The sequence below is a fragment of the Vibrio sp. CJQ_6 genome (assembly GCF_043106745.1).
GTDB classification, from domain to species: Bacteria; Pseudomonadota; Gammaproteobacteria; order Enterobacterales; family Vibrionaceae; genus Vibrio; species Vibrio furnissii.
The window spans coordinates 106,283-128,702 of the sequence record NZ_JBICMV010000019.1 but is presented as its reverse complement, the minus strand read 5'-3'; the positions used below and the strand labels follow the sequence as shown (position 1 = coordinate 128,702).

The 22,420-nt window shown below is 51.2% G+C and carries 14 protein-coding genes and 1 riboswitch; of the genes, 8 read left to right on the top strand and 6 right to left on the bottom strand.

Annotation, left to right across the window (positions count from 1 at the left end; all coding sequences use genetic code 11):
• Positions 1–649: 649 nt before the first annotated feature.
• The gene (locus ACF8PK_RS10835) at positions 650–1,993 is read right to left on the bottom strand and encodes a cation:proton antiporter (RefSeq protein WP_392441233.1); all 1,344 of its coding nucleotides are present in this window, start codon (positions 1,991–1,993) and stop codon (positions 650–652) included.
• 191 nt (positions 1,994–2,184) lie between these two features.
• On the opposite strand from ACF8PK_RS10835, the gene metH reads away from it, so the two are divergent.
• Complete coding sequence (gene metH / locus ACF8PK_RS10830) at positions 2,185–5,865, top strand: methionine synthase (protein WP_392441230.1); 3,681 nt, start codon at positions 2,185–2,187, stop codon at positions 5,863–5,865.
• Between the two features lie 84 nt (positions 5,866–5,949).
• Here metH and lysC read toward each other — a convergent pair whose 3' ends face one another.
• On the bottom strand, positions 5,950–7,296 hold the full coding sequence (gene lysC, locus ACF8PK_RS10825; RefSeq protein WP_392441229.1) for a lysine-sensitive aspartokinase 3: 1,347 nt from the start codon (positions 7,294–7,296) through the stop codon (positions 5,950–5,952).
• A 107-nt stretch (positions 7,297–7,403) separates the two neighbouring features.
• A riboswitch (Lysine riboswitch) is annotated at positions 7,404–7,581 on the bottom strand.
• Positions 7,582–7,758: 177 nt separating this feature from the next.
• Here lysC and ACF8PK_RS10820 point away from each other — a divergent pair.
• Positions 7,759–8,880 carry an alanine--glyoxylate aminotransferase family protein gene (locus ACF8PK_RS10820; RefSeq protein WP_143680555.1) on the top strand — a complete coding sequence of 374 codons (1,122 nt, stop codon included), beginning with the start codon at positions 7,759–7,761 and terminating at the stop codon, positions 8,878–8,880.
• A 74-nt stretch (positions 8,881–8,954) separates the two neighbouring features.
• Here the strand turns inward: ACF8PK_RS10820 and ACF8PK_RS10815 are convergent, their stop codons facing one another.
• From ACF8PK_RS10815 to ACF8PK_RS10800, 4 genes are all read right to left on the bottom strand, one after another.
• Positions 8,955–10,724 (bottom strand): PglL family O-oligosaccharyltransferase, encoded by a 1,770-nt coding sequence (locus ACF8PK_RS10815; protein ID WP_232658402.1) that lies wholly within the window; start codon positions 10,722–10,724, stop codon positions 8,955–8,957.
• 72 nt (positions 10,725–10,796) lie between these two features.
• Complete coding sequence (gene uvrA, locus ACF8PK_RS10810; RefSeq protein WP_004724090.1) at positions 10,797–13,619, bottom strand: excinuclease ABC subunit UvrA; 2,823 nt, start codon at positions 13,617–13,619, stop codon at positions 10,797–10,799.
• A gap of 137 nt (positions 13,620–13,756) precedes the next feature.
• Positions 13,757–14,626: a UTP--glucose-1-phosphate uridylyltransferase GalU gene (gene galU, locus ACF8PK_RS10805; protein ID WP_172561867.1), complete on the bottom strand. Its 870-nt coding sequence runs from the start codon at positions 14,624–14,626 to the stop codon at positions 13,757–13,759.
• Positions 14,627–14,755: 129 nt separating this feature from the next.
• Positions 14,756–15,406, bottom strand: coding sequence for a LuxR C-terminal-related transcriptional regulator (locus tag ACF8PK_RS10800; RefSeq protein ID WP_014205868.1), 651 nt, complete (start codon positions 15,404–15,406; stop codon positions 14,756–14,758).
• Positions 15,407–15,688: 282 nt separating this feature from the next.
• Between ACF8PK_RS10800 and ACF8PK_RS10795 the strand changes: the two genes are divergently transcribed.
• The 6 genes from ACF8PK_RS10795 (at position 15,689) to mshL (ending at position 22,418) form a co-directional block, all read left to right on the top strand.
• Entirely contained in the window at positions 15,689–16,222 is a 534-nt protein-coding gene (locus tag ACF8PK_RS10795; RefSeq protein WP_014205867.1) for a single-stranded DNA-binding protein, read from the top strand.
• 135 nt (positions 16,223–16,357) lie between these two features.
• Positions 16,358–18,352 carry an RNase E specificity factor CsrD gene (gene csrD, locus ACF8PK_RS10790; protein ID WP_392441221.1) on the top strand — a complete coding sequence of 665 codons (1,995 nt, stop codon included), beginning with the start codon at positions 16,358–16,360 and terminating at the stop codon, positions 18,350–18,352.
• 7 nt (positions 18,353–18,359) lie between these two features.
• The gene (locus ACF8PK_RS10785) at positions 18,360–19,805 is read left to right on the top strand and encodes an MSHA biogenesis protein MshI (RefSeq protein WP_392441219.1); all 1,446 of its coding nucleotides are present in this window, start codon (positions 18,360–18,362) and stop codon (positions 19,803–19,805) included.
• Complete coding sequence (gene gspM / locus ACF8PK_RS10780; protein ID WP_004724077.1) at positions 19,805–20,455, top strand: type II secretion system protein GspM; 651 nt, start codon at positions 19,805–19,807, stop codon at positions 20,453–20,455. The genes ACF8PK_RS10785 and gspM overlap by 1 nt, the downstream gene beginning before the upstream one ends.
• Positions 20,448–20,759: a hypothetical protein gene (locus ACF8PK_RS10775; protein ID WP_004724074.1), complete on the top strand. Its 312-nt coding sequence runs from the start codon at positions 20,448–20,450 to the stop codon at positions 20,757–20,759. Before gspM ends, ACF8PK_RS10775 begins: the two co-directional genes overlap by 8 nt.
• A 15-nt stretch (positions 20,760–20,774) precedes the next feature.
• A complete protein-coding gene (mshL, locus tag ACF8PK_RS10770; RefSeq protein WP_004724073.1) occupies positions 20,775–22,418 on the top strand; it encodes a pilus (MSHA type) biogenesis protein MshL in 1,644 nt (547 codons plus the stop codon).
• The last annotated feature ends 2 nt before the right edge of the window (positions 22,419–22,420 follow it).

The following is a 22,420-nucleotide window of genomic DNA, read 5'->3' as shown; positions in this document are numbered from 1 at the left end:
TTTTGAAAACCCAGTCTTTGACTGGGTTTTTTGCTATCTGGCGTTTAGAAAACGCACCGAATCTCCATCCTTTATCTCAGCGCGATTGCTCATTCAGCTCCCCTTCCCCTTCTCACGTCATGCTGCTCTAGCTTGATGATGCAATCTACACCGTATCGTGCCACCTCCGCTCCCATCCTTTTATGAATTGCACATCATGATTAGATTCCACACCAATGACCCCGTTACTGATTGAACCCATTGCTGATGGTGCGCTATTGAGGAGGTCTATAGGGAGTCCCTCAAGGGCGGGACAAACCGATGAGACAACATGTGATTTGAGGGAGCGCTCGATGGAATGTTGATATGGGAGAGTAGGCTGAGACAAAAAAGTCGATGCACAGGCATCGGCTCAAAGAGAGGGAGTCGCTCAGAGGATTTGTTTCAGCACGCGGTCGGCTTTGACGCGGGTGATTTTACGAATCAAACGCTGACGCTGAATGGTTATCGAGGCGTTCTCAACGTTGATCATCCCTGCTTACCTATGTTCGTAACAACTGACATGCCTACTGATTAAAAGGATAAACTGGAGAAGGAAGAGGAAGGATGTGGCGGCAATAAAAAAGCAGCAACTAAGTTGCTGCTTTCACCATGGATGACGACGGTGCCTTTAAACGTTTTGTTCTTGCTGTTCTTTGGCTTGTTCTGCGTTGCTTTTTGCAACCTGCAGTTCGTGTTCCATTTCTTTTTCCGCTTGCTTCGCTTTCTCAATCATTGGGGTAATGGTTGAGCCTTGAATCAAGATAGAGAACACCACCACGGAATAAGTCATCACCAGAATCAGCTCTTTCACGTCAATGAGCTTGTCTGGAATCACCATCATGCCAGATGGAATTGATAGTGCCATTGCGAGCGCCAAACCACCGCGCAAGCCACCCCACGTCAGGATCTTAATCGACCAAGGGTTGTATTTCCGGTAACGCTTAAAACCGATGTAAGACATGAACACACTCAGGTAACGCGCGCACAGAACTAGTGGAATCGAGATGGCCATCATGATCCAGTCTTCCTCGTGGAATTCAAATAGCAGCATCGACATACCGATCAGCAGGAACAGTACGCCGTTAAGGAATTCGTCGACCAATTCCCAGAAGTGATCCAAATGTTCTTCACTCTCTTTCGAGAAACCGATAAAGCGGGTCCAGTTACCAATCATGATGCCCGACACTACCATTGCTAGCGGGCCAGAGACGTGAATCACATCAGCAAACACATAACCTGCGGTTGGAATACCAATGGTCAGTAACAGCTCCATGGAGTGGTCGTCAGTGGCACTGATCAAGTAGTGGAAAATTAGACCTAATACGAAACCATACAGAATGCCGCCCATGGCTTCTTGTGCAAACAAACCAAACACACTGCCGACGGTTGGTGTTTCATGGCCGAATGCGATGGTAAAGATGGTCACGAAGATCACCAGACCAAAGCCGTCGTTAAACAGCGATTCGCCTTCGATTTGCGTGGAAATACGTTTTGGGGCGTTGAGTTTTTTGACGATGGCCAGAACAGCGATGGGGTCGGTTGGTGAAATCAGTGCGCCAAACAGCAGGCAGTAGACTAAATCAAATTGGATACCGATAAGTTGACAGAGACCGTAGAGACCGAAACCAATGAAGAAGGTTGAGAAGAGCGTCGCACCCAGTGCTAAAACCGTAATTTCCCACTTTTGATCTTTCAGGTTCGGCAGTTTAATGCCCAGACCACCGGCGAATAGAAGGAATCCTAAAATACCTTTGAGGAGGAAGTTTTCGAAGTTGATGCTGGTGACTGTTTCAGTGGCAATTTGAGTCAGATGAAACCAGTTATTCTGACCGGCGATGAGGATAAGTAAGGAAAGCAACATGGACCCGGCAGTGATTGCAATCGTGGTTTGCATCTTACCTATCTTACTGTTTAAAAAGGCGATCATCATTGCCGCAGCAGATAGAAAGCACAGAGTATAGTAGACCGACATTTTCTTCTCGTTGTGTAACAAAATATGAACGAAATTGTCCTTCGATGCTGGGTAAATAGCAAACACTTTTTTATATACCCTTTTATCAATTCGCGGGTCAATGAATCGAGTAAATTTGCTGTTTTAGACGTCTAGATTTCTATTCAATGTGTGATAGGATGGGAAAAAAGCAAAAGGAATGAGGCTGTATTGTGGGAACTAATGTAAGACACCAAATTGAATCGCAACTGCAACAGCGAATCTTGTTGATCGACGGTGGTATGGGCACCATGATCCAAGGATATAAGCTGGAAGAGCAGGATTATCGCGGTGAACGTTTTGCCGACTGGCACAGTGATCTGAAGGGAAATAACGACCTGTTGGTACTTACTCAGCCTCAGTTGATCAAAGAGATTCATACCGCTTACCTTGAAGCGGGCGCCGATATACTCGAAACCAACACCTTCAATGCCACCACCATTGCGATGGCGGATTACGACATGCAATCGCTGAGTGCTGAGATCAATTTGGCAGCAGCGAAGCTCGCGCGTGAAGCGGCAGACGAATGGACGGCGAGAACGCCGCATAAACCTCGCTATGTGGCTGGCGTGCTTGGCCCAACCAACCGTACGTGTTCGATTTCACCGGATGTGAACGACCCCGGCTATCGAAATGTCACCTTTGATCAGTTGGTTGAAGCGTATTCTGAATCGACGCGCGCACTGATTAAGGGCGGCAGTGATCTCATCCTGATTGAAACCATCTTCGATACACTGAACGCCAAAGCGTGTGCGTTTGCGGTCGAGTCGGTATTTGAAGAGCTGGGCATTGAATTGCCCGTGATGATTTCAGGCACCATTACGGATGCCTCTGGTCGTACGTTGTCGGGCCAAACCACTGAAGCTTTCTATAACGCCCTGCGTCACGTGCGCCCAATTTCTTTTGGCTTGAACTGTGCGTTGGGCCCTGACGAACTGCGTCAATACGTGGAAGAGTTATCACGTATTGCCGAATGTCATGTCTCTGCTCACCCCAACGCCGGCTTACCCAATGCCTTTGGTGAATACGACCTTTCGGCAGAAGAGATGGCCGAGCACATTGAAGAATGGGCCAAGACGGGTTTCCTCAATTTAGTGGGCGGTTGTTGTGGGACGACGCCGGAACACATTGCTGCAATGGCGAAAGCCGTGGAAGGCGTGACGCCTCGCGCGTTGCCAACGCTCAATGTGGAATGTCGTCTCTCGGGCCTTGAGCCGCTGAACATCGCCAAAGAAACGCTGTTTGTGAACGTGGGGGAACGCACCAACGTGACCGGTTCGGCACGTTTCAAGCGCCTGATTAAAGAAGAGCTGTATGACGAAGCGCTCGATGTCGCGCGTGAACAGGTCGAAAATGGCGCGCAGATCATCGACATCAACATGGATGAAGGCATGTTAGATGCCGAGGCTTGTATGGTGCGCTTTCTGAACCTCTGTGCGTCGGAGCCAGAGATTTCGAAAGTTCCGGTGATGGTCGACTCATCCAAGTGGGAAGTCATCGAAGCGGGCCTGAAATGCATTCAGGGTAAAGGTATCGTGAACTCCATCTCCCTCAAAGAGGGAAAAGAGAAATTCGTTCAACAGGCGAAACTCGTACGTCGCTACGGCGCCGCGGTGATTGTGATGGCGTTCGATGAAGTTGGCCAAGCCGATACTCGTGAACGTAAATTAGAAATCTGTCGCCGGGCTTACCATATTCTGGTTGATGAAGTGGGTTTCCCACCAGAGGACATCATTTTTGACCCGAACATCTTCGCGGTCGCGACCGGTATCGATGAACACAATAACTATGCGCTCGACTTTATTAACGCGGTTGCGGACATCAAACGCGATTTGCCGCATGCCATGATCTCTGGCGGTGTCTCCAACGTGTCGTTCTCCTTCCGCGGCAACAACTATGTGCGTGAAGCGATCCACGCGGTGTTCCTGTATCACTGTTTCAAAAACGGCATGGACATGGGCATCGTGAATGCCGGCCAGCTGGAAATTTACGACAACGTGCCAGAGACGCTGCGGGAAGCGGTCGAAGATGTGATCCTCAACCGCCACAACGACGCGACCGAACGCCTACTGGAGATTGCTGAGGCGTATCGCGAAAACGCGGTGGGCAAACAGGACGATGCGTCTGCGCTTGAATGGCGGACTTGGCCAGTTGCGAAACGTCTGGAACATGCGTTGGTCAAAGGGATTACCGAATTTATTGTTGAAGATACCGAAGAAGCACGCGTCAATGCGAGCAAGCCGCTGGAAGTGATTGAAGGCCCGCTGATGGACGGCATGAACGTGGTGGGCGATCTATTTGGCGAAGGCAAAATGTTCCTGCCGCAGGTGGTGAAGTCGGCGCGCGTGATGAAGCAGGCGGTGGCGCACTTAGAACCGTATATCAATGCTGAAAAACAATCGGGCTCAACCAACGGTAAGATCCTGCTTGCGACAGTGAAAGGCGATGTGCATGACATCGGTAAGAACATTGTCGGTGTGGTATTGCAGTGTAATAACTACGAAATCATTGACCTGGGTGTGATGGTGCCGTGTGAACAGATCCTTAAAGTGGCGCGTGAGCAGAACGTCGACATCATCGGTTTGTCTGGCCTGATCACACCATCGCTGGATGAAATGGTACACGTCGCCAAAGAAATGGAGCGTCAAGGGTTTGATTTGCCGTTGCTGATTGGCGGTGCGACGACCTCGAAAGCGCATACCGCGGTGAAGATTGAGCAAAACTATCATCAGCCTGTGGTGTATGTAAACAATGCCTCACGCGCGGTGGGGGTGTGTACCTCATTGCTGTCGAATGAGTTGCGTCCAGCCTTTATTGAAAAATTGGATTTGGACTACGAACGCACACGTGATCAACATGCGCGTAAAACGCCGAAGACGCGTCCGGTGACACTTGCGGAAGCTCGGGCAAATAAAGCGCCGATTGATTGGGACAGCTACACACCGCCAGTGCCTGCCAAACCTGGCGTCCATGTGTTTGAACACTTTGAGCTATCTACATTGCGTCAGTACATCGACTGGACGCCATTTTTCATGACTTGGTCGCTGATGGGCAAATACCCGGCGATCTTGCAACATGAAGAAGTGGGCGAAGAGGCGCAGCGTCTGTTTAAGGATGCCAACGAATTGCTGGACAAAGTCGAACGTGAAGGCTTACTCAAAGCCAGCGGTATGTGCGCGTTATTCCCAGCCGCGAGTGTCGGGGATGACATTGAAGTGTACCGCGATGAGTCGCGTACGGAAGTGGCACACACGCTGTATAACCTACGCCAGCAAACCCACAAGCCCAAAGGGGCAAACTACTGCTTGTCGGATTACATCGCGCCGAAATCGAGTGGTAAAAAGGATTGGATTGGTGCATTTGCGGTCACGGGCGGGATTGGCGAACGTGAGTTGGCGGATCAATACAAAGCGCAGGGCGATGACTACAATGCGATCATGATTCAAGCGGTGGCGGATCGTTTGGCTGAAGCATTTGCGGAATATCTGCATGAAAAAGTGCGCAAAGAGATTTGGGGCTACGCGACGGATGAAAACCTGTCGAACGACGAACTGATTCGCGAAAAATATCAGGGGATTCGTCCGGCGCCCGGTTATCCCGCGTGTCCTGAACATACTGAGAAAGGCACCCTGTGGGAGATGCTTGAGGTTGAAGAGACGATTGGCATGTCGCTGACTACCAGTTATGCGATGTGGCCGGGCGCGTCAGTATCGGGCTGGTATTTCTCGCATCCGGATTCGCGCTACTTTGCCATTGCGCAGATTCAAGATGATCAGGTGCAAAGCTACGCTCAGCGCAAAGGGTGGGATCACCTCGAAGCTGAAAAATGGCTTGGGCCCAATATCAACGGCTAAGCACGGAAACAGCAAAGCACAGAAACAACAAAGGTCACCCACGGGTGACCTTTTCTTTATACGTGTGACACATGAAATGATTGATTACTCGAACAGATCTTCATGCAGTTTCTGAATCACGTTCTTCGACACGGGAGCATCGACCAAGAAACACAGGTTGTGATCACTGGCGCCGTAGCAAATCATGCGCAGGTTGAAGTCACCCAATGTGCTGAATACTTGTTTGGCGTAGCCTTTGGTTTCCATCTGGTTACCGATCAACGCGACCAGACACAGGTTGTGTTCCACCTCGACTGTCGCCAATTCTTCCAGTTCTGCACGAGCCTCTTGCGGCAGCTCTGGTGCGCCGCCAGCAGTGTCGGTTTTGTCCAATGTCAGCGAAACACTGATCTCTGAGGTGGTGATCAGATCGACGGAGATTTTGTACTTGGCCAGCACCTCAAATACTTTGGCGAGGAAGCCGTAAGCGTGGAACATCTTGGCGCTGCGCAGCGTCACCATAGTTTGGTTGCAGCGCAGGGCCAAGGCGCGAAATTGTGGCGAGTTTTCCACTTCTTGGCGAATCCAAGTGCCGCCTTTTTCTGGCTCTTTTGACGAACCGACAAACACCGGGATGCCGTGACGAATCGCCGGAACCAGCGTCGAAGGGTGCAGGATCTTGGCGCCAAAGTTGGCCATCTCTGACGCTTCGCTGAAGCTAATCTCTGGAATAGGGGCCGCTTTGGGGGCAATGCGTGGATCGGTGGTGTAGATGCCTGGGACATCCGTCCAGATCTCAAGGCCGCTGGCTTCAACAGCTTCGGCAATCAGCGCCGCAGAATAGTCACTGCCGCCACGACCTAGTGTGGTGGTGTTGCCTTGTTCATCTGAACCAATAAAGCCTTGCGTGATAACCACGTTTTGCTGGCACAAAGGCACCAGTGTTGCTTTTGCCAGACGCTTAATCTCGTCGAGCTGAGGTTCCGCACGGCCGTAATGATCATCGGTGCGCAGCACGTCGCGAATATCAAAACGTACCGCATTGACGCCTCGCTCGCGCATCAGTTGCGCCAAAATATGCGTCGACATCAGCTCACCACACGCCACTAGATGATCGGTTAGTTTTTTGCTGGATTGAAACGAGGCTGCTTCAGCCGCGCTCGCGATGCTGTCTAAAATCGTGTGTACCTCTTTTTCGACCTGAGTCGGATCCGCCAATTGGTCAATGATGGCATGATGAATATCTGCCAACTGTTTGAGGATCAGGGCGCGTTGTTCTGACTCTTGCACGCCATTGGCCAGTTCAACCAATAGGTTGGTCACACCTGAGCAGGCACTGCTGACCACTAATTTGGTGTGTGGATTGTTTTCAATGATGGCAGAGCAACGGCTCATGGCTTCGAAATTTGCAACACTTGTACCGCCAAATTTGGCGACATTGAATGCACTCACGGCATTTCTCCCAGACTTCCCAGAAAATAAAATGGTTGGTAATCCAACGTCCAATGTTTTGAAGAGAGTGTTCTTAGAGCAAAAAAGAGAGGTGTACTTTGACAGGTTTCCTCAGAAGCTCTTCATCAGCGTTGTACTGATGACAGTTGAAGGGATTCAGCCCATTCAACCGACAAACCAGAACCACAATTCTGATCCATCTCGGCACTGCTCCCCCTGAGTGTTCTGTTTTGGAGTTGAGGCTCCACAAAACACCTGCCTGGGCAGTGCTCCTCTTCTGCTAGATAGCTCAGACATTGAACGGGTTTATGTACTTAATGTCAATCGTAAATGTCTTAGCAAATGAAAATAATTATGCACTGAATGTGACAGTGGTTCGACCTCTAGACCTCCGTCGAATTGTGGTGGCGAACGAATTGGATTAACCTTGATTTTCCTCAACCCCCAAAGCAAGGAGCACTTATGACCATCCGCAGTTTCATTCCCCCACACCGCATTTTGATGGGCCCGGGGCCATCGGATATTTCCCCTCAGGTTTTGCAGGCATTAAGCCGCCCAACAGTTGGCCACTTGGACCCGCTGTTTGTCGGCATGATGGATGAACTCAAGCAGTTGTTGAAATATGCATTCCAAACTCAGAACGATTTTACCATTGCAGTCTCCGCGCCAGGCAGTGCGGGCATGGAAGCGTGTTTCGTCAACTTGGTTGAACCGGGCGATAAAGTGATCGTGTGCCGCAACGGTGTGTTCGGTGAGCGCATGCGTGAAAACGTGGTGCGTTGCGGTGGCGATGTGGTGATTGTGGATGATGCATGGGGCGCCCCCGTCTCGGTTGACAAAGTGGCTGACGCGATCGCACAACATCCTGATGCGAAGATTCTGGCATTTGTGCATGCGGAAACCTCGACCGGCGCGTGCAGTGATGCCCAAGCGTTGGGCGCATTGGCAAAGCAGCATGGCATGTTGACGATTGTCGATGCGGTGACTTCACTCGGCGGAGTGCCGTTGCTGGTGGATGAGTGGCAACTGGATGCAGTGTATTCGGGTAGCCAGAAGTGTTTGTCGTGTGCACCGGGTTTATCGCCGCTGACGTTCTCTGCTCAAGCGATTGAGAAAATACAGTCACGCAAGACGCCGATTCAAAGCTGGTTCCTCGATCAGAGTTTGGTGCTGGGGTATTGGAGCGGGCAGGGTAAACGCAGCTATCACCATACTGCTCCTGTGAATAGTTTATATGCGCTGCATGAAGCGTTATTGATGCTGAAAAATGAAGGGCTGGAAAGCGCCTGGGCACGTCATCGGCAGATGCACGAGAAACTCAAAACGGGTCTAGAACAGCTCGGATTGACGTTTGTGGTGGATGAAGCCAGTCGTTTGCCGCAGTTGAATACGGTTTACATTCCTGAGGGGGTTGATGATGCCGCGGTGCGCAATCACCTATTGAATGAATACAACTTAGAAATTGGTGCAGGTTTGGGGGCGTTGGCGGGGAAAGCGTGGCGTATTGGCGTGATGGGTTATGGCGCGCGAGCGGAAAATATTGCGCTATGTCTTAAGGCTTTGGAAGATGCTCTGACGCAATAAATGGCGACGTTGCATGGCAAAAAGTTTTACTGCAAAAAAAGGTGGCCGAGGCCACCTTTTTTATTCGTCATCATTTACTCGTCATCGAGATTCGGTGCGCTCGAGACTGCCGCAGAGGGCGGCACGTAGTGCACAGTGGTGAAGTCTTGACGAGGAAACAGGAATTCTGCTTCGGCACGGATCTGTTCGGCGCGGCTGTGATCGCCCAAGCCTTGGTAGGCCAGAATCAGGTTGCTGTAAAACGCAGGGCGAGGTTTGTGTTTGATGATCGCCAACGACCAATCAATATAGGGCTGAATGTATTGCGGCTGCTGACTGTACAAACCGATATTGAGGTAAGTGCTGTAGACGTCCCAATCATAGCGATCCTGCCATACCACGGGATTGGTGACCTGATTCAACAGCTCCGGATTCTTTGGATGCGAGCCTTCAAACTTCATCAGAATGTAGTTGGTGTGTAATGCGCTGAGCATATACACCGCCGTCAGGAACGGCAGCAACAAACTGGTGATGCGCAGGGCGGACTTGCTGATTTTGCTAAAGCGCGCAAAGCGATATTTTGCGACGCGCTGGTCGATCCAAAATAGGAGGATCACAAAGGTAACCCAGTGAATGGCAGAGTGATAAAACGGATATTCCAACTGGCTGTGCAGCACCATCGGCAACAACAGCGCAAACATCGCCAGTCGCGTGCCTTTTTTGGCCGAACGGATGCGCATCAACACAAATCCTGCTGCAATCGCCATACCGAGGATCGGCAGCAATCCACCTTCGACGCCCCAATACAGGATCTCATTGTGCGGATGATCCATCGCAGGCAAACCGGGCGGGTAGCGGTTGTTCAGTTGATGCTGACGCGCGGTATACAACATGTATTTGGCTTCGAAATTCCCGTAACCGTATCCGGTAAATGGTTTCTCGATCAGCATGTCCACCGCTTGAGGAAAGGTGTAACGGCGCGGACTGTCCAAATCAGCTTTTTGCTCAATCAATTGTGCAGTGCCCGCAGAGTGCCCTGCGGCGAGACCGAGCAGGACACCAGCGAGGGTGGCCAGCAGCCAGTTGATAAAACGCTGACGCGTTGAAAAGCGGTAGAGATACGGCAGAATTAACGCCACCCCGAAGAGGGCCGACAACCACCCTGTCCGCGATGCCAGCACAACCAGCAGGGGGAGCGTCATGAGCGGGGTTAAATAGAGCAGGCTGACTTCACTGAGGTGTTTGTTGTATTTCTTGGGCTGGCGAGCGAGGAGATACCCTGAAAGTACCAACCCCGTGGCCAAGAAGCTGGCCATCACATTCGGTTGTTGGAAAATGCCGTAAGGGCGATTAGCCGTGGTGTTGTAGCCAAAGAGATTGCCGGGTTTGAGCTCAAAGTATTGAAACAGGCCAAAGGCGGCTTCTATCAGACAAGCCAGAACGATGAACCAGAGCAAGCGTTGTTTGTGCTTGTTGCTGAAATAAAATTGCTGGAGCACAACAAACAACAGCATCCCTGCCCATAGTCCGGTCAAGCGGCTCAGTGCGCCTTGCCAATTGGCGTTGGTGTAACACATCGGCAGCGTCATGATCACGCAACTGAGTACAAATACGACCGTCAGTTTGGAGTAACGCAGCTTACGGGAATTGGCCAGTTGATAGAGGCCAACGGCGAGCGCAATGCTCAGTACCAGCCACGTGGTGACATTGAACGATAATGCCAATCCGGCGCCGCCCGGATTGGGCATAAAAAAGTGCATGGCGAGCAGGTACACGCCCCCCAACGCAAGCAGAAACGGTTTATTCAACGGAACACTGGGCGCTTGCGGTTCGAGTTGAGTGCCACTCAGTAACAATGTTGCCATAATGTCTCACAACCAAATGGAAAAAAAGAAACCAGCGTGAGGTCGCTGGTTTCGTCACTTTACCGCTTTTTTTTATTTCAACATAGGCTTAAGGAAGCGCGCTGTGTGTGATCCTTCGACCTGCGCCACATCTTCTGGCGTGCCTTGCGCAATAATTTCACCGCCCCCTTGTCCGCCTTCTGGCCCCAAATCGACAATCCAGTCCGCCGTTTTGATGACGTCCAAATTGTGCTCGATCACCACCACGGTGTTGCCGTTATCACGCAAGCGATGCAGCACATCCAACAACTGCTGAATGTCATGGAAGTGCAGGCCAGTTGTGGGTTCATCAAGAATGTACAGCGTTTTACCAGTGTCGCGTTTAGACAGTTCTCGCGCCAACTTCACTCGCTGCGCTTCCCCGCCAGACAGCGTGGTCGCCGCTTGACCAAGACGAATGTAAGACAAACCGACATCGATCAGAGTTTGCAGTTTGCGCGCGATCACCGGAACCGGTTCAAAAAATTCACGCGCATCTTCCACCGTCATGTCCAGCACTTCATCGATGGTTTTGCCTTTATAACGCACTTCCAAAGTTTCGCGGTTGTAACGCTTTCCTTTACACACGTCACATGGCACATACACATCTGGCAGGAAATGCATTTCGACTTTGATCACCCCGTCTCCCTGACACGCCTCACAGCGACCGCCACGGACGTTGAAACTAAAGCGCCCCGGTTTGTAGCCGCGAGAGCGCGATTCTTGCGTGCCGGAAAACAGTTCGCGGATCGGCGTGAAGATGCCGGTGTATGTGGCCGGGTTAGAACGCGGTGTACGGCCGATCGGGCTTTGATCGATGTCGATCACTTTATCGAAATGTTCCAAGCCTTTGATCGATTTGTACGGCGCTGGCGTTGAGGTTGTTGCTCCGTTGAGCGCCACATGCGCAATGTTGAAGAAGGTGTCGTTGATCAGGGTGGATTTACCTGAACCGGAGACGCCCGTGATACAACTGAACAAGCCGACCGGAATCGACAGATTCACGTTTTTGAGGTTGTTGCCGGTCGCGCCGATGAGCTCAACGGTTTTCTTGGCATCGCGAGGGACGCGCTGTTTCGGAATGGCAATCGCTTTTGCACCGCTCAGGTACTGACCGGTTAAGGAGTCTTTGTTCGCGATGATCTCATCCACGGTGCCTTCTGCCACCACAGAGCCGCCATGTACGCCGGCACCCGGGCCGATATCAATCACGTGATCCGCCAAACGAATGGCATCTTCATCGTGCTCGACGACCAGCACCGTATTGCCCAGATCGCGCAAATGGTTAAGGGTTTTGAGTAATCGTTCATTGTCACGCTGGTGGAGGCCAATCGACGGCTCATCCAGCACATACATCACCCCCACAAGACCGGCACCGATTTGGCTCGCGAGGCGAATACGTTGCGCTTCACCGCCAGAGAGTGTTTCGGCACTGCGCGACAGGTTGAGGTAGTTGAGGCCGACGTTGACCAGAAATTGCAGGCGGTCGTTGATCTCTTTCATCACCTTCTCGGCGATTTGCGCGCGTTGACCTTCTAGTTTCAGCGACTGAAAGAATGCCAGCGCATCTGCAATGCTCAGCTCGACAATTTGCGGCAGGGTGGTGTCGTTGACAAACACGTTGCGCGCTTCAAGGCGCAGGCGTGTGCCTGCACAGCTCGCACACGGTTTGTTGGAAATGTATTTCACCAACTCTTCGCGTACCGAGCTGGATTCCGTGTCACGGTAGCGACGTTCCAAGGTATTGAGAATGCCTTCAAACGGATGACGTTTGACACGAATATCGCCACGGTCGTTGATGTATTTAAATTCTACTTCCGTGCGGCCCGAGCCGTGCAGAATGATCTCCTGAGTTTTCTTGGGCAGTTTGTTAAATGGGGTGTGTAGATCAAACCCATAATGATCCGCCAACGAAGTCAGCATTTGGAAGTAGTAGTAGTTTTTCTGATCCCAACCGCGAATGGCACCTTGCGCAAGGCTGAGGTTGGCATCTTGAATCACGCGAGCCGGATCGAAGTATTGTTGCACCCCCAAGCCGTCACACGTTTGGCAGGCGCCCGCAGGGTTGTTGAATGAGAACAGGCGAGGTTCGAGCTCGCGCATGCTGTAACCACAATGCGGACACGCAAAATTGGCAGAGAAGACCTGCTCTTCGCCTTCGCCTTCCATCGGTGCGACGACCACAATCCCGCCGGACAGCTCCAGCGCGGTTTCAAACGATTCCGCCAGACGTTGTTGTAGATCGCTGCGCACTTTAAAGCGGTCGACCACCACTTCAATGGTGTGTTTTTTGTGCAGTTCTAAGGTCGGTGGATCGGACAAGTCACAGGTTTCCCCATCGATCCGAGCGCGAATAAAGCCCTGAGCGGCGAGGTTTTCCAACGTTTTAACGTGTTCGCCTTTGCGCTCTTTCACAATCGGAGCCAGCAGCATCAGCTTGGCGCCTTCGGGCATTTCCAGCACCTTATCCACCATTTGGCTGATGGTTTGCGCGGTCAGCGGGACTTTGTGCTCCGGACAACGAGGTTCGCCGACGCGAGCGTACAACAGACGCAGGTAATCGTAGACTTCGGTGATGGTTCCGACGGTTGAACGCGGGTTGTGGGATGTCGATTTTTGCTCAATCGAAATCGCCGGAGAGAGGCCTTCAATGTGGTCGACATCCGGTTTTTCCATCAATGACAGAAATTGACGTGCATAAGCTGATAGGGATTCGACGTAGCGACGTTGCCCTTCGGCGTACAAAGTATCAAACGCGAGTGACGATTTGCCTGAGCCGGAGAGGCCGGTGATGACAATCAGTTTGTCGCGTGGAATGGTGAGGTTGATGTTCTTGAGGTTATGGGTACGAGCGCCACGTACTTCGATTTTATCCATCAGATTTGCTCTATGTCATACCAAGTCGAACAAGTATTACATAGAGTGAGATTTGTGCAAAGAAGTACTGGATAAAAAAACAGTTAAAAAGAAAGCCATCGTTTCCGATGGCTTTCATGCGTTCTGCTCAAAAAGGATTACGCTTTTTTGGTTGAATGTTTTGCCAATTCAACAGTTTGCTGGTCTTTTTTGTACAGGTGTTCAAAGCAGTAGTTGGTTGCTTCGATGTAGCCTTCAACGCTACCACAATCAAAGCGTTTGCCTTTGAATTTGTACGCCAGAACACACCCAGCTTTCGCCTGTTTCAGCAGCGCGTCGGTGATCTGAATTTCGCCACCTTTGCCCGGTTCGGTGTTTTCGATCAGTTCGAAAATATCGGGGGTCAGGATGTAACGACCAATGATCGCCAGATTGCTTGGCGCCGTGCCTGCCTCCGGTTTTTCGACCATGTCATCGACACGGAACAGATCGTCTTTGATCATTTCGCCAGCAATCACGCCGTATTTGTGGGTCTCGTTTTCAGGGACTTCTTGTACGGCCACGATTGAGCAGCGGAATTGCTTGTAGAGCGCGACCATTTGCTCAAGGACACCTTGATCTTCGTTGACGCACAGATCGTCTGCCAGAACCACAGCGAAAGGTTCATCACCCACCAGTTCACGTCCGGTGAGGATCGCATGGCCCAATCCTTTCATTTCGCGTTGGCGAATGTAAGTAAATTGCGCGGTTTCGATAATGTGGCGAATATCGACTAATAGTTCTTCTTTGTTGGTCCCACGAATCTGGTGTTCCAGTTCGTAGTTCATGTCGAAGTGATCCATGATCGAGTGTTTACCACGGCCGGTCACGATGCACATACCCGTCATGCCCGCTTGAATTGCCTCTTCGACGCCGTATTCAATCAGGGGTTTGTTGACGACAGGCATCATCTCTTTTGGCATGGATTTGGTTGCAGGTAAGAAACGTGTGCCATAGCCAGCTGCCGGGAATAGGCATTTCTTAATCATAATTAAAGCCCTATTTTTTATTAGATTTGCGTATGGGGAAGCAAAGATTGCGGGCACTTTATCATGTTCTCGATGTGAACTTCAGCACATTCTCAGGTCTGGGGCGAGAAAATGTGCTGATTGACCCAATTATGAGAGCAGGTTTTGGTTGGCCCATGTGATGGCTTGGGTTCGGTTCTTGACCGAGAGCTTTTTAAAGATCTGATAGAGGTGCGACTTGACGGTAAATTCACTGATGAACAGGCTCTCCGCCATCTGCATGTTTGAGGCGCCCGTCTGCAAGCTGCGTAGGATTTGTAATTCACGTGTGGTGAGCTCGATGGTTGCTTGCGTGTGATGATGCTGGAAAATGTGGCGATAGTAATGCAACAACTGACTGCTGACATGGCGTGGCAGCCAATTCTGACCGTTGATGATTTCCGCCAATCCCTGCGCGATCGATGAGGGCGCGTCATCTTGATAAAACAAGCCTTTCAGGTTGCCAAAGGTGAGAAGTTCTTCCGTGCGCAGGCGTTTTTCTACACCAAATAAAATGGTTTCCAAGTGGGGGCTGGTGATGGGCAAGGGGCCTAAACGCTGGCGAATCGCGTCATGTTCACCATAATTAAACAGTAGGATTTTATGTTTGTCGGCTTGATACGCTTGCAACAGTTGTTCGGGTTCAATCTGTGGCACAGGCAGGGCGAGTCGTGTGAGTGCGTCACCCAATGGGGGTGGCGGAGGGAGGGTGGCATCCAGACACAAATAGTAAATCGTTCGGGCATAATTGGCGCGTTGCATGAGCTCTTCCTTGAGGGTGCAAAGTATGAATCGGTTACCTTGCCGAACTTTGTGCGTGCAGGCGAATTTTTACTGAGTGTTTGCGTGAGAATTCAATCTGTGGCGTAAATGAGCGTCCTATCAAAACTGAATTTTTCGATGGATGCCGAAAAAAGAGCGACGTTGGCGTGGATTTTTAACTCGGGACCGATAACAATCCGGCGGATGATTGGTACGCGAATGAAAGCGTGTTATCCTTGCGGACTTATCTAAAAAACACCAGATTTGAATACGGAGCAGAACATGGCAAGCCGTGGCGTGAATAAAGTAATTTTGGTTGGCAACCTTGGTAGTGATCCGGAAGTTCGCTACATGCCAAGTGGTGGTGCAGTTGCAAACATCACTGTAGCCACGTCAGAAACATGGCGTGATAAAGCAACTGGCGAACAGCGCGAGAAAACAGAGTGGCACCGTGTTGCTCTGTACGGAAAACTGGCGGAAGTCGCGGGTGAATATCTACGCAAAGGTTCTCAGGTCTACATCGAAGGTCAACTGCAAACACGTAAGTGGCAGGACCAAAGTGGTCAAGACCGTTACTCAACCGAAGTGGTTGTGCAAGGTTACAACGGCACAATGCAGATGTTGGGTGGCCGTCAACAAGGCGGCATGCCAGCACAGGGTGGCGGCATGAACCAACAGCAACAACAAGGCGGTTGGGGTCAACCTCAGCAACCTGCGATGCAGCAGCATAAACCGATGCAGCAGCAAGCACCTCAGCAATCTCAGCCTCAGTACAATGAACCGCCAATGGATTTTGATGACGATATCCCATTCTAAGCGTTCTGTTTCTGAAAAAAGCCGCGAAATTCGCGGCTTTTTTATATAGTTAAGTATCCATCTGTTCCATTAAGTGTTTGAAACCCAGCTCGGTCTTGTGTCCTCAACCGATGAATAGGAAGGGAATTCAGTTTCATGCGGTATACACCGACTCTTAAATTGAGTACGCGTTTGGTCGCGTTTGTCACCCTGATCGTCACCAGCGCCATGTTCATCTTGTTCATTGGCGGCGCACTTTCCTTTCAGCGAATGGGGCAGGAATACCTCAATCACTACTTGCAAGGGATCGTGGAAGTGGTGGATAAAGAGCTGGAAGATCCGGACGCTGCCTATTCAATGCAGCGCTGGATGCCGAAAATGTTGCAAGCGTCAAACATCGTTGAAATGCAGCTCTCTTCTCAAGCGGGCACCATCTACCGTTTCAAAGACACCTCCTCAAAAGCAGATCCCGATCGGCTTTATGCCGTCGACCTACCTTTGGCGCGTAACCAAGGCTATTCAATTCATTTCAAAGCGGTGCCACCGTACCTCGGATATGGGTATTCGATGGGCGCGATGTGGTCGATTTCTTTGGCGGTCGCGTTGATCGTGTTCTGTCTGGTTCGCAGCATTAAGTGGTTGCGTGAGCAGTTAATGGGGTCTGAATTGCTGGAGGAGCGCGGGCGCATGATTTTAGCCGGGCGTGTCGAGCAGTTCGCCAAAGGGGATGAGCGCGAATGGCCTTACACCGCCAGTGAAGCATTGGACGTGCTGATTGAGGAGTTACAAGATGCGCGCCAAGAGCGCAGCCGCTTTGATACCTTCATTCGCAGCCAAACCTTTTTGGATCAGCTCACCGGTGCTGCCAACCGAGTGCTGTTTGACAGCAAGTTAGAATCGGCACTGCTTGAAAGCGGCGCGCGTGGTGGCGTGATCATGATTCGTTTGGATGAGTTAGATGCCGCGCGGGAAGAGCAAGAAAAACGCACCATCGATGAATTTGTGGTGGAAGTGGGTGAGTGCATTTCCAACGTGATTGCGCGTTATCCGGACGTCATTTTGTCGCGTTACTACGAATCCGTGTTCGCCATCTTTATGCCGCATCAAAGCTCTAAAGATGTCGCGCACGTTGCCACGCAATGTCTGAAACTGATTGAGCGTTTGTCGCCGCCTTATCCGCTCGATGCGGATAATTGGTTCCACATCGGCGTCAGCATGTATCAGGAAGGGGAGCGCCGAGGCCGTATTATTGATGAAGCAGAAACCGCGCTGAAGAGTGCTGGCCTTCAAGGCTGTAACGCGTGGAGTAAGTTTAAAAAAGTCGCCAAAGTGGAGGATGAGCGCGGCAGTGTACGCTGGCGTTCCTTATTCAATCAGTGTCTTACGCCTGAGAAAATCAGATTATTCCGACAGTCGTGCTATTTATCGGAAGAATTGAATGGATTAACATTGATTCACGACGAGCTGTTTGTTCGAATCTACGATCCTGAGCAAGGCATCCTGAAAGCATCCCGCTTCAGCGCCGCCCTGGAAACGGTCGGTTATGAAATGGTGTTGGATCGCGCGGTATTTGTCCGTGTGTTACAACTGCTGAAATTGACCGATTTCACGGGGCACTATTCCCTGAACATGAATGTCACGCCATTTGCCGATAAGCGTTATTTACGTTGGTTCCGCAATGAATTGATGCAACTGCCACACAGTTTGCGTTCGCGCTTGTCGTTTGAATTCTCTGAAGGTCACTTAGTGCAGCACCTCGACTACATGCGCCCGGTACTGAAAATGATTGCGGGGCTTGGCTGCGATTTAGTGGTCGGCCAAGCGGGTCGGACGATCGTCGCAACGCATTACATTAAAGATCTCAACATTAAGTATTTGAAATTACACCGCAGTTTGATAAAGAATATCGATCAGCGCCATGAAAATCAGCTGTTTGTACGCAGTATGATTGGCGTCTGTGGTGGTACACAAACAAAAGTCATTGCCGTCGGCGTAGAAAATGAGACCGAATGGCAAACCTTGTTATCGCTGGGGGTTGATGGAGGGCAGGGACGTTTGTTTGAAGCGGAACAAGCGCTGTTACCTGCACCACTCGATCAGGCTGACACACACGTGAAACCGGGTAAACGCAATCGCTGGCGAACCAAGTAAGTGACCAATGAACATTGATGCTCTGATAAAGAAACTGCTCCCCAAGACTCTTCCTGACCGCTCTATTTTTGCCGTGGTTCAGCCAGATGCCATCTATTTTTCCTCGTCGACGGACCTCGTGTTACCCGACAGTGTTCCGCTTGCCAATCTATCATGGCCTCAAGCCTTAGCGCAGGAGCTCAAACAGACTGCAGCCAAAGGCGTGACGGTCGATGTGGTGTTGCATTCTCAGTTGTACCACAGTTATCAAATCGAAAAGCCGGCGATTCCGCGAGAAGAGTGGCCGGCCGCATTGCCGTTCCTACTCAAAGATCTGATCAATGAAAAAGTCACCGAAGTGGTGGCTGATGCGCATCCGCTGACGGGCAGCAGCAAAATTCAAGCGTATGTGATGGCCAAAAAGCAGGTGTTGGAAGTGGCGGCCGCGCTGGAAGGGCTCGGGTGCCAACTCGGCCGCATGCTGCCAGAGCAAGAAGTTTGGGCGCACTGTTTACCGGACTTGTCCCATTTTCTGTTGCTGCAACGCAGCAAAGGCGGCTATTTCAAACTCGATGCCTTTGTCGATAAACGGTGCAACTTTCAGCGTACATTACGCGGCATCGTAGCACCGATCACGGGCGTGGCAAGCAGTGCGCTGCAGTTGGATGGTTTAGCGCTTGAGCTGCAACGCTCTATCGATTATCTCTCGTCGCAAATGAAAGGGGTGGCCCTTCATCAACTGCGCGTGTGTTGCGATGACGAAGACCACGCCGAGTTAGTACAAGCGCTGAATGAGCGTTTGAACGTCAAAGTGGCGCCGTTATGTGAAGATGAATGTTCGTCGGAATCGGGCCGAGTGCTGGCGCAGCATACGTCGCTCACACCGACAGATACGCTTAACTTTTATCAGGATGCACTGAAACCAAAAAAAGAGTACTTCACGTTAACGACGATGGTCGCAGCGTGGGGCGCGGTATTGGTGTTGATGCTGATGACGGCAGGATGGTATGGCTGGACCACCGCGCAGCAAGCAGAGCAGCTTCGCGTGGTCCAACAACAAGCGTCGCAATTGAACCAACAATTTAAAACGTTGAAGCAGGACTTGGATCGGCATCAGCCGTCTGCCAGCAAAGTGGCGGCGGTGGCGCGGCTGAAAAAAGAAATTGAAGCCAAACAGGCCTCTTTAAATGCGATTCATGATTTTGACCATGCACAGCAAGTGGGTTATTCCGGTGTGATGGATGCGTTGGCAAAATTGGCGCGCCGCGATATTTCTCTCAGTCAGATTGACATGGATCAACAGCGCTTTGATATTCAAGGCTTGGCGCGCGATGCCCAAGTGGTGCCGAGTTGGATCGCAGCCTTCCAAAGTGAATTACATCTGGTTGGACGCAGCTTCGATCAATTGGTGATTGGTCGCAACGACGAAGATGTTGTGACGTTTGAGCTCAAAACCAAACAGGGAGCGAAATAATGAAACAGCAGTGGAATGCGTGGTCTGACGCATTTGACAAACGCTCACCGCGAGAAAAATGGTTGATTGGTTTGTGTGGCTTGATTGCTGTGGTGTTGCTGCTACAAACCCTGCTGGTGGACCCGCTGATGGCGAAACATGGTCAGCAGGCCATGCAATTGCAGGGGCTGACCTCGTCCAATCAAAGTATGCAGCTCAGCATCGAGCAGCTGCAAGTGGCGTTGAGTCAGGATCCCGATGCCAGTGTTGATCAAGAATTAGCAACCTTGCTGGAGCAAAGTCAGTCCCTATCGATGGATCTGGCGCAGATCACCGAAACCTTGGTATCGCCAACGCAGATGGCGCAACTGCTGCAAAGCGTGCTGGATAGCAGCAGCAAATTGAAGCTGATTAGTCTGCAATCGTTACCCGCGGAATCGATCATTCCGGCTAAAACCAATTCGTATGCGGTGAAATATTATATTCATCCCGTTCGCATTGAACTGACGGGCAATTATTTTGCGATTCGCGACTACTTGTTGGCTCTGGAAAGTTTGCCTGTGAAGTATTTTTGGCGCAGCTTTAAATATCAAGTGGAAACCTACCCACAAGCCCGTTTGATTTTGCAGGTGTACACCCTTGGCTCTCGGGAGGAATTTATCGGTGGTTAAAGCAGGTGTATTGCTGGGCGCGTTACTGTGTTCAATGACGCTACAGGCCGCAGAAGACCCGACGGCTCCGCTCGGCTACGCGCCGAGTCAGGTACAAAAGAAGGCGCGTCAGTATCCGTTGCCAGAACTGCAAAGCATCATTTGCCAGCAGCAGTGTTCTGCGATCGTCAATGATCAGCTGGTGGCGGCGGGTGACAGCATTCGTGGTTATCAGGTCGCGAAAGTGACGCCATCCACGGTCACGCTGGTTCGCGGTGGTCAACGTTGGGAGCTTGAGCTTTTCTCCCTGAATATCAAGAATTAAGGTATGAATGTGCATATGCGTAAAGTGGCTATCGGTGTCATGATCACCGCCTTGGTGGGTTGCTCCATGGGACACAGAGATCCCGTGGAAGTGAAGCAGTCGTTGAATCAGTCGATCAACGAGGCCAACAGTCGCCAACTGGAACAGTTGCCTGCGTCGGTGGAAGCGGATCTAATGCCTGATCTGACCCCAAGCGATTCAGCCGCTGCAACGCACTTAAAGCGTTTTCGTATTCAGGCCAATAATGTGGCAGCGAAAGCCTTCTTTGCCAGCTTGGTGCAGAACAGCGAATACAGTGTGGCGCTGCATCCTGCGGTCGAAGGCCGCATTACCGTTAACCTGACCGATGTCACGTTGGATGAAGCGCTAAATGTGGTGCGCGATTTGTACGGATATGAGATTGAGAAAGTCGGCAAAGTGATTCAAGTCTATCCGGCGGGCCTACGCACGGTGACCATTCCGGTGGATTACCTGCAATTCAAGCGCAGTGGCCGCTCATTAACGGCGATCACCACTGGCACGATCACCAACACGGATACCAATTCGAACAACTCAAGTTCTTCGAGTTCAACATCGTCCAGTTCAAGTAGCAACAACAGCAGTTCCAGCAACAGCAACAGTACGTCAGCACGTGGCGGGACTGAAATTGAAACGCTCAGTGAAAGTGATTTCTGGCCACAATTGGAAAAAGCCGTGTCACGGCTGATTGGCAGCGGCCGCGGGCAGAGTGTGGTCGTGACGCCGCAAGCCGGGGTGTTGACCTTGCGTGCCTATCCTGACGAAGTGCGTGAAGTGCGTCAGTTCCTGAACGTGTCGCAGCAACGTATGCAGCGTCAGGTGATTCTGGAAGCCAAAATTCTGGAAGTGACGCTGACCGATGGCTATCAACAAGGCATCAACTGGTCAAATATGTCGTTTGGCAATGGCAAAGTGGTGATTGACCGCATTGGTTCTTCGGCGTCGACCCTGCCGGGATTGGATGCGATCGGCACGCTGCTGTCCGGCCAGACCAACATTACCGTCTCAGATGGCAGTTTCTCCTCGGTGCTGAGCTTTATGGCGACGCAAGGGGATTTGAACGTGCTGTCGAGCCCACGGGTGACGGCCGCGAACAACCAGAAAGCGGTGATCAAAGTCGGCAGCGACGAGTACTACGTGACCGATTTATCCAGCGTGGTTGGCTCGGGTGACAACACTCAAGCTGCGCCAGATGTTGAACTGACGCCCTTCTTCTCAGGGATCTCCTTGGACGTCACGCCCCAGATCGATGACAAAGGCAACGTGCTGTTGCATGTTCACCCCAGCGTGATCGAAGTGACCCAACAAGATAAAGAAATTACCTACAACGACAGTACATTTACGCTGCCGTTGGCACGCAGTTCGATTCGGGAATCGGATTCAGTGATCCGTGCTCAAAATGGCGATGTGGTGGTGATCGGGGGGCTGATGAAGACCAACACCAGCAATAAAGTCTCGAAAGTGCCTTTCCTGGGGGATATTCCTGCGTTGGGGCATCTGTTCCGCAGCACCACGGAATTGACCGAAAAAACGGAATTGGTGATCTTGTTGAAACCAACGGTGGTTGGCGTGAATACGTGGCAGAAAGAGCTTGAACGTTCGCGTGATCTCCTACAAGAGTGGTTCCCGGACGCGGAGTAACG

Coding starts and splice junctions, on each gene's coding strand:
- ACF8PK_RS10835 (WP_392441233.1), bottom strand. CDS start 1,993: ATGTCGGTCTACTATACTCTGTGCTTTCTATCTGCTGCGGCAATGATG.
- ACF8PK_RS10820 (WP_143680555.1), top strand. CDS start 7,759: ATGACCATCCGCAGTTTCATTCCCCCACACCGCATTTTGATGGGCCCG.
- ACF8PK_RS10815 (WP_232658402.1), bottom strand. CDS start 10,724: ATGGCAACATTGTTACTGAGTGGCACTCAACTCGAACCGCAAGCGCCC.
- uvrA (WP_004724090.1), bottom strand. CDS start 13,619: ATGGATAAAATCGAAGTACGTGGCGCTCGTACCCATAACCTCAAGAAC.
- galU (WP_172561867.1), bottom strand. CDS start 14,626: ATGATTAAGAAATGCCTATTCCCGGCAGCTGGCTATGGCACACGTTTC.
- ACF8PK_RS10800 (WP_014205868.1), bottom strand. CDS start 15,406: ATGCAACGCGCCAATTATGCCCGAACGATTTACTATTTGTGTCTGGAT.
- ACF8PK_RS10795 (WP_014205867.1), top strand. CDS start 15,689: ATGGCAAGCCGTGGCGTGAATAAAGTAATTTTGGTTGGCAACCTTGGT.
- csrD (WP_392441221.1), top strand. CDS start 16,358: ATGCGGTATACACCGACTCTTAAATTGAGTACGCGTTTGGTCGCGTTT.
- ACF8PK_RS10785 (WP_392441219.1), top strand. CDS start 18,360: ATGAACATTGATGCTCTGATAAAGAAACTGCTCCCCAAGACTCTTCCT.
- gspM (WP_004724077.1), top strand. CDS start 19,805: ATGAAACAGCAGTGGAATGCGTGGTCTGACGCATTTGACAAACGCTCA.
- mshL (WP_004724073.1), top strand. CDS start 20,775: ATGCGTAAAGTGGCTATCGGTGTCATGATCACCGCCTTGGTGGGTTGC.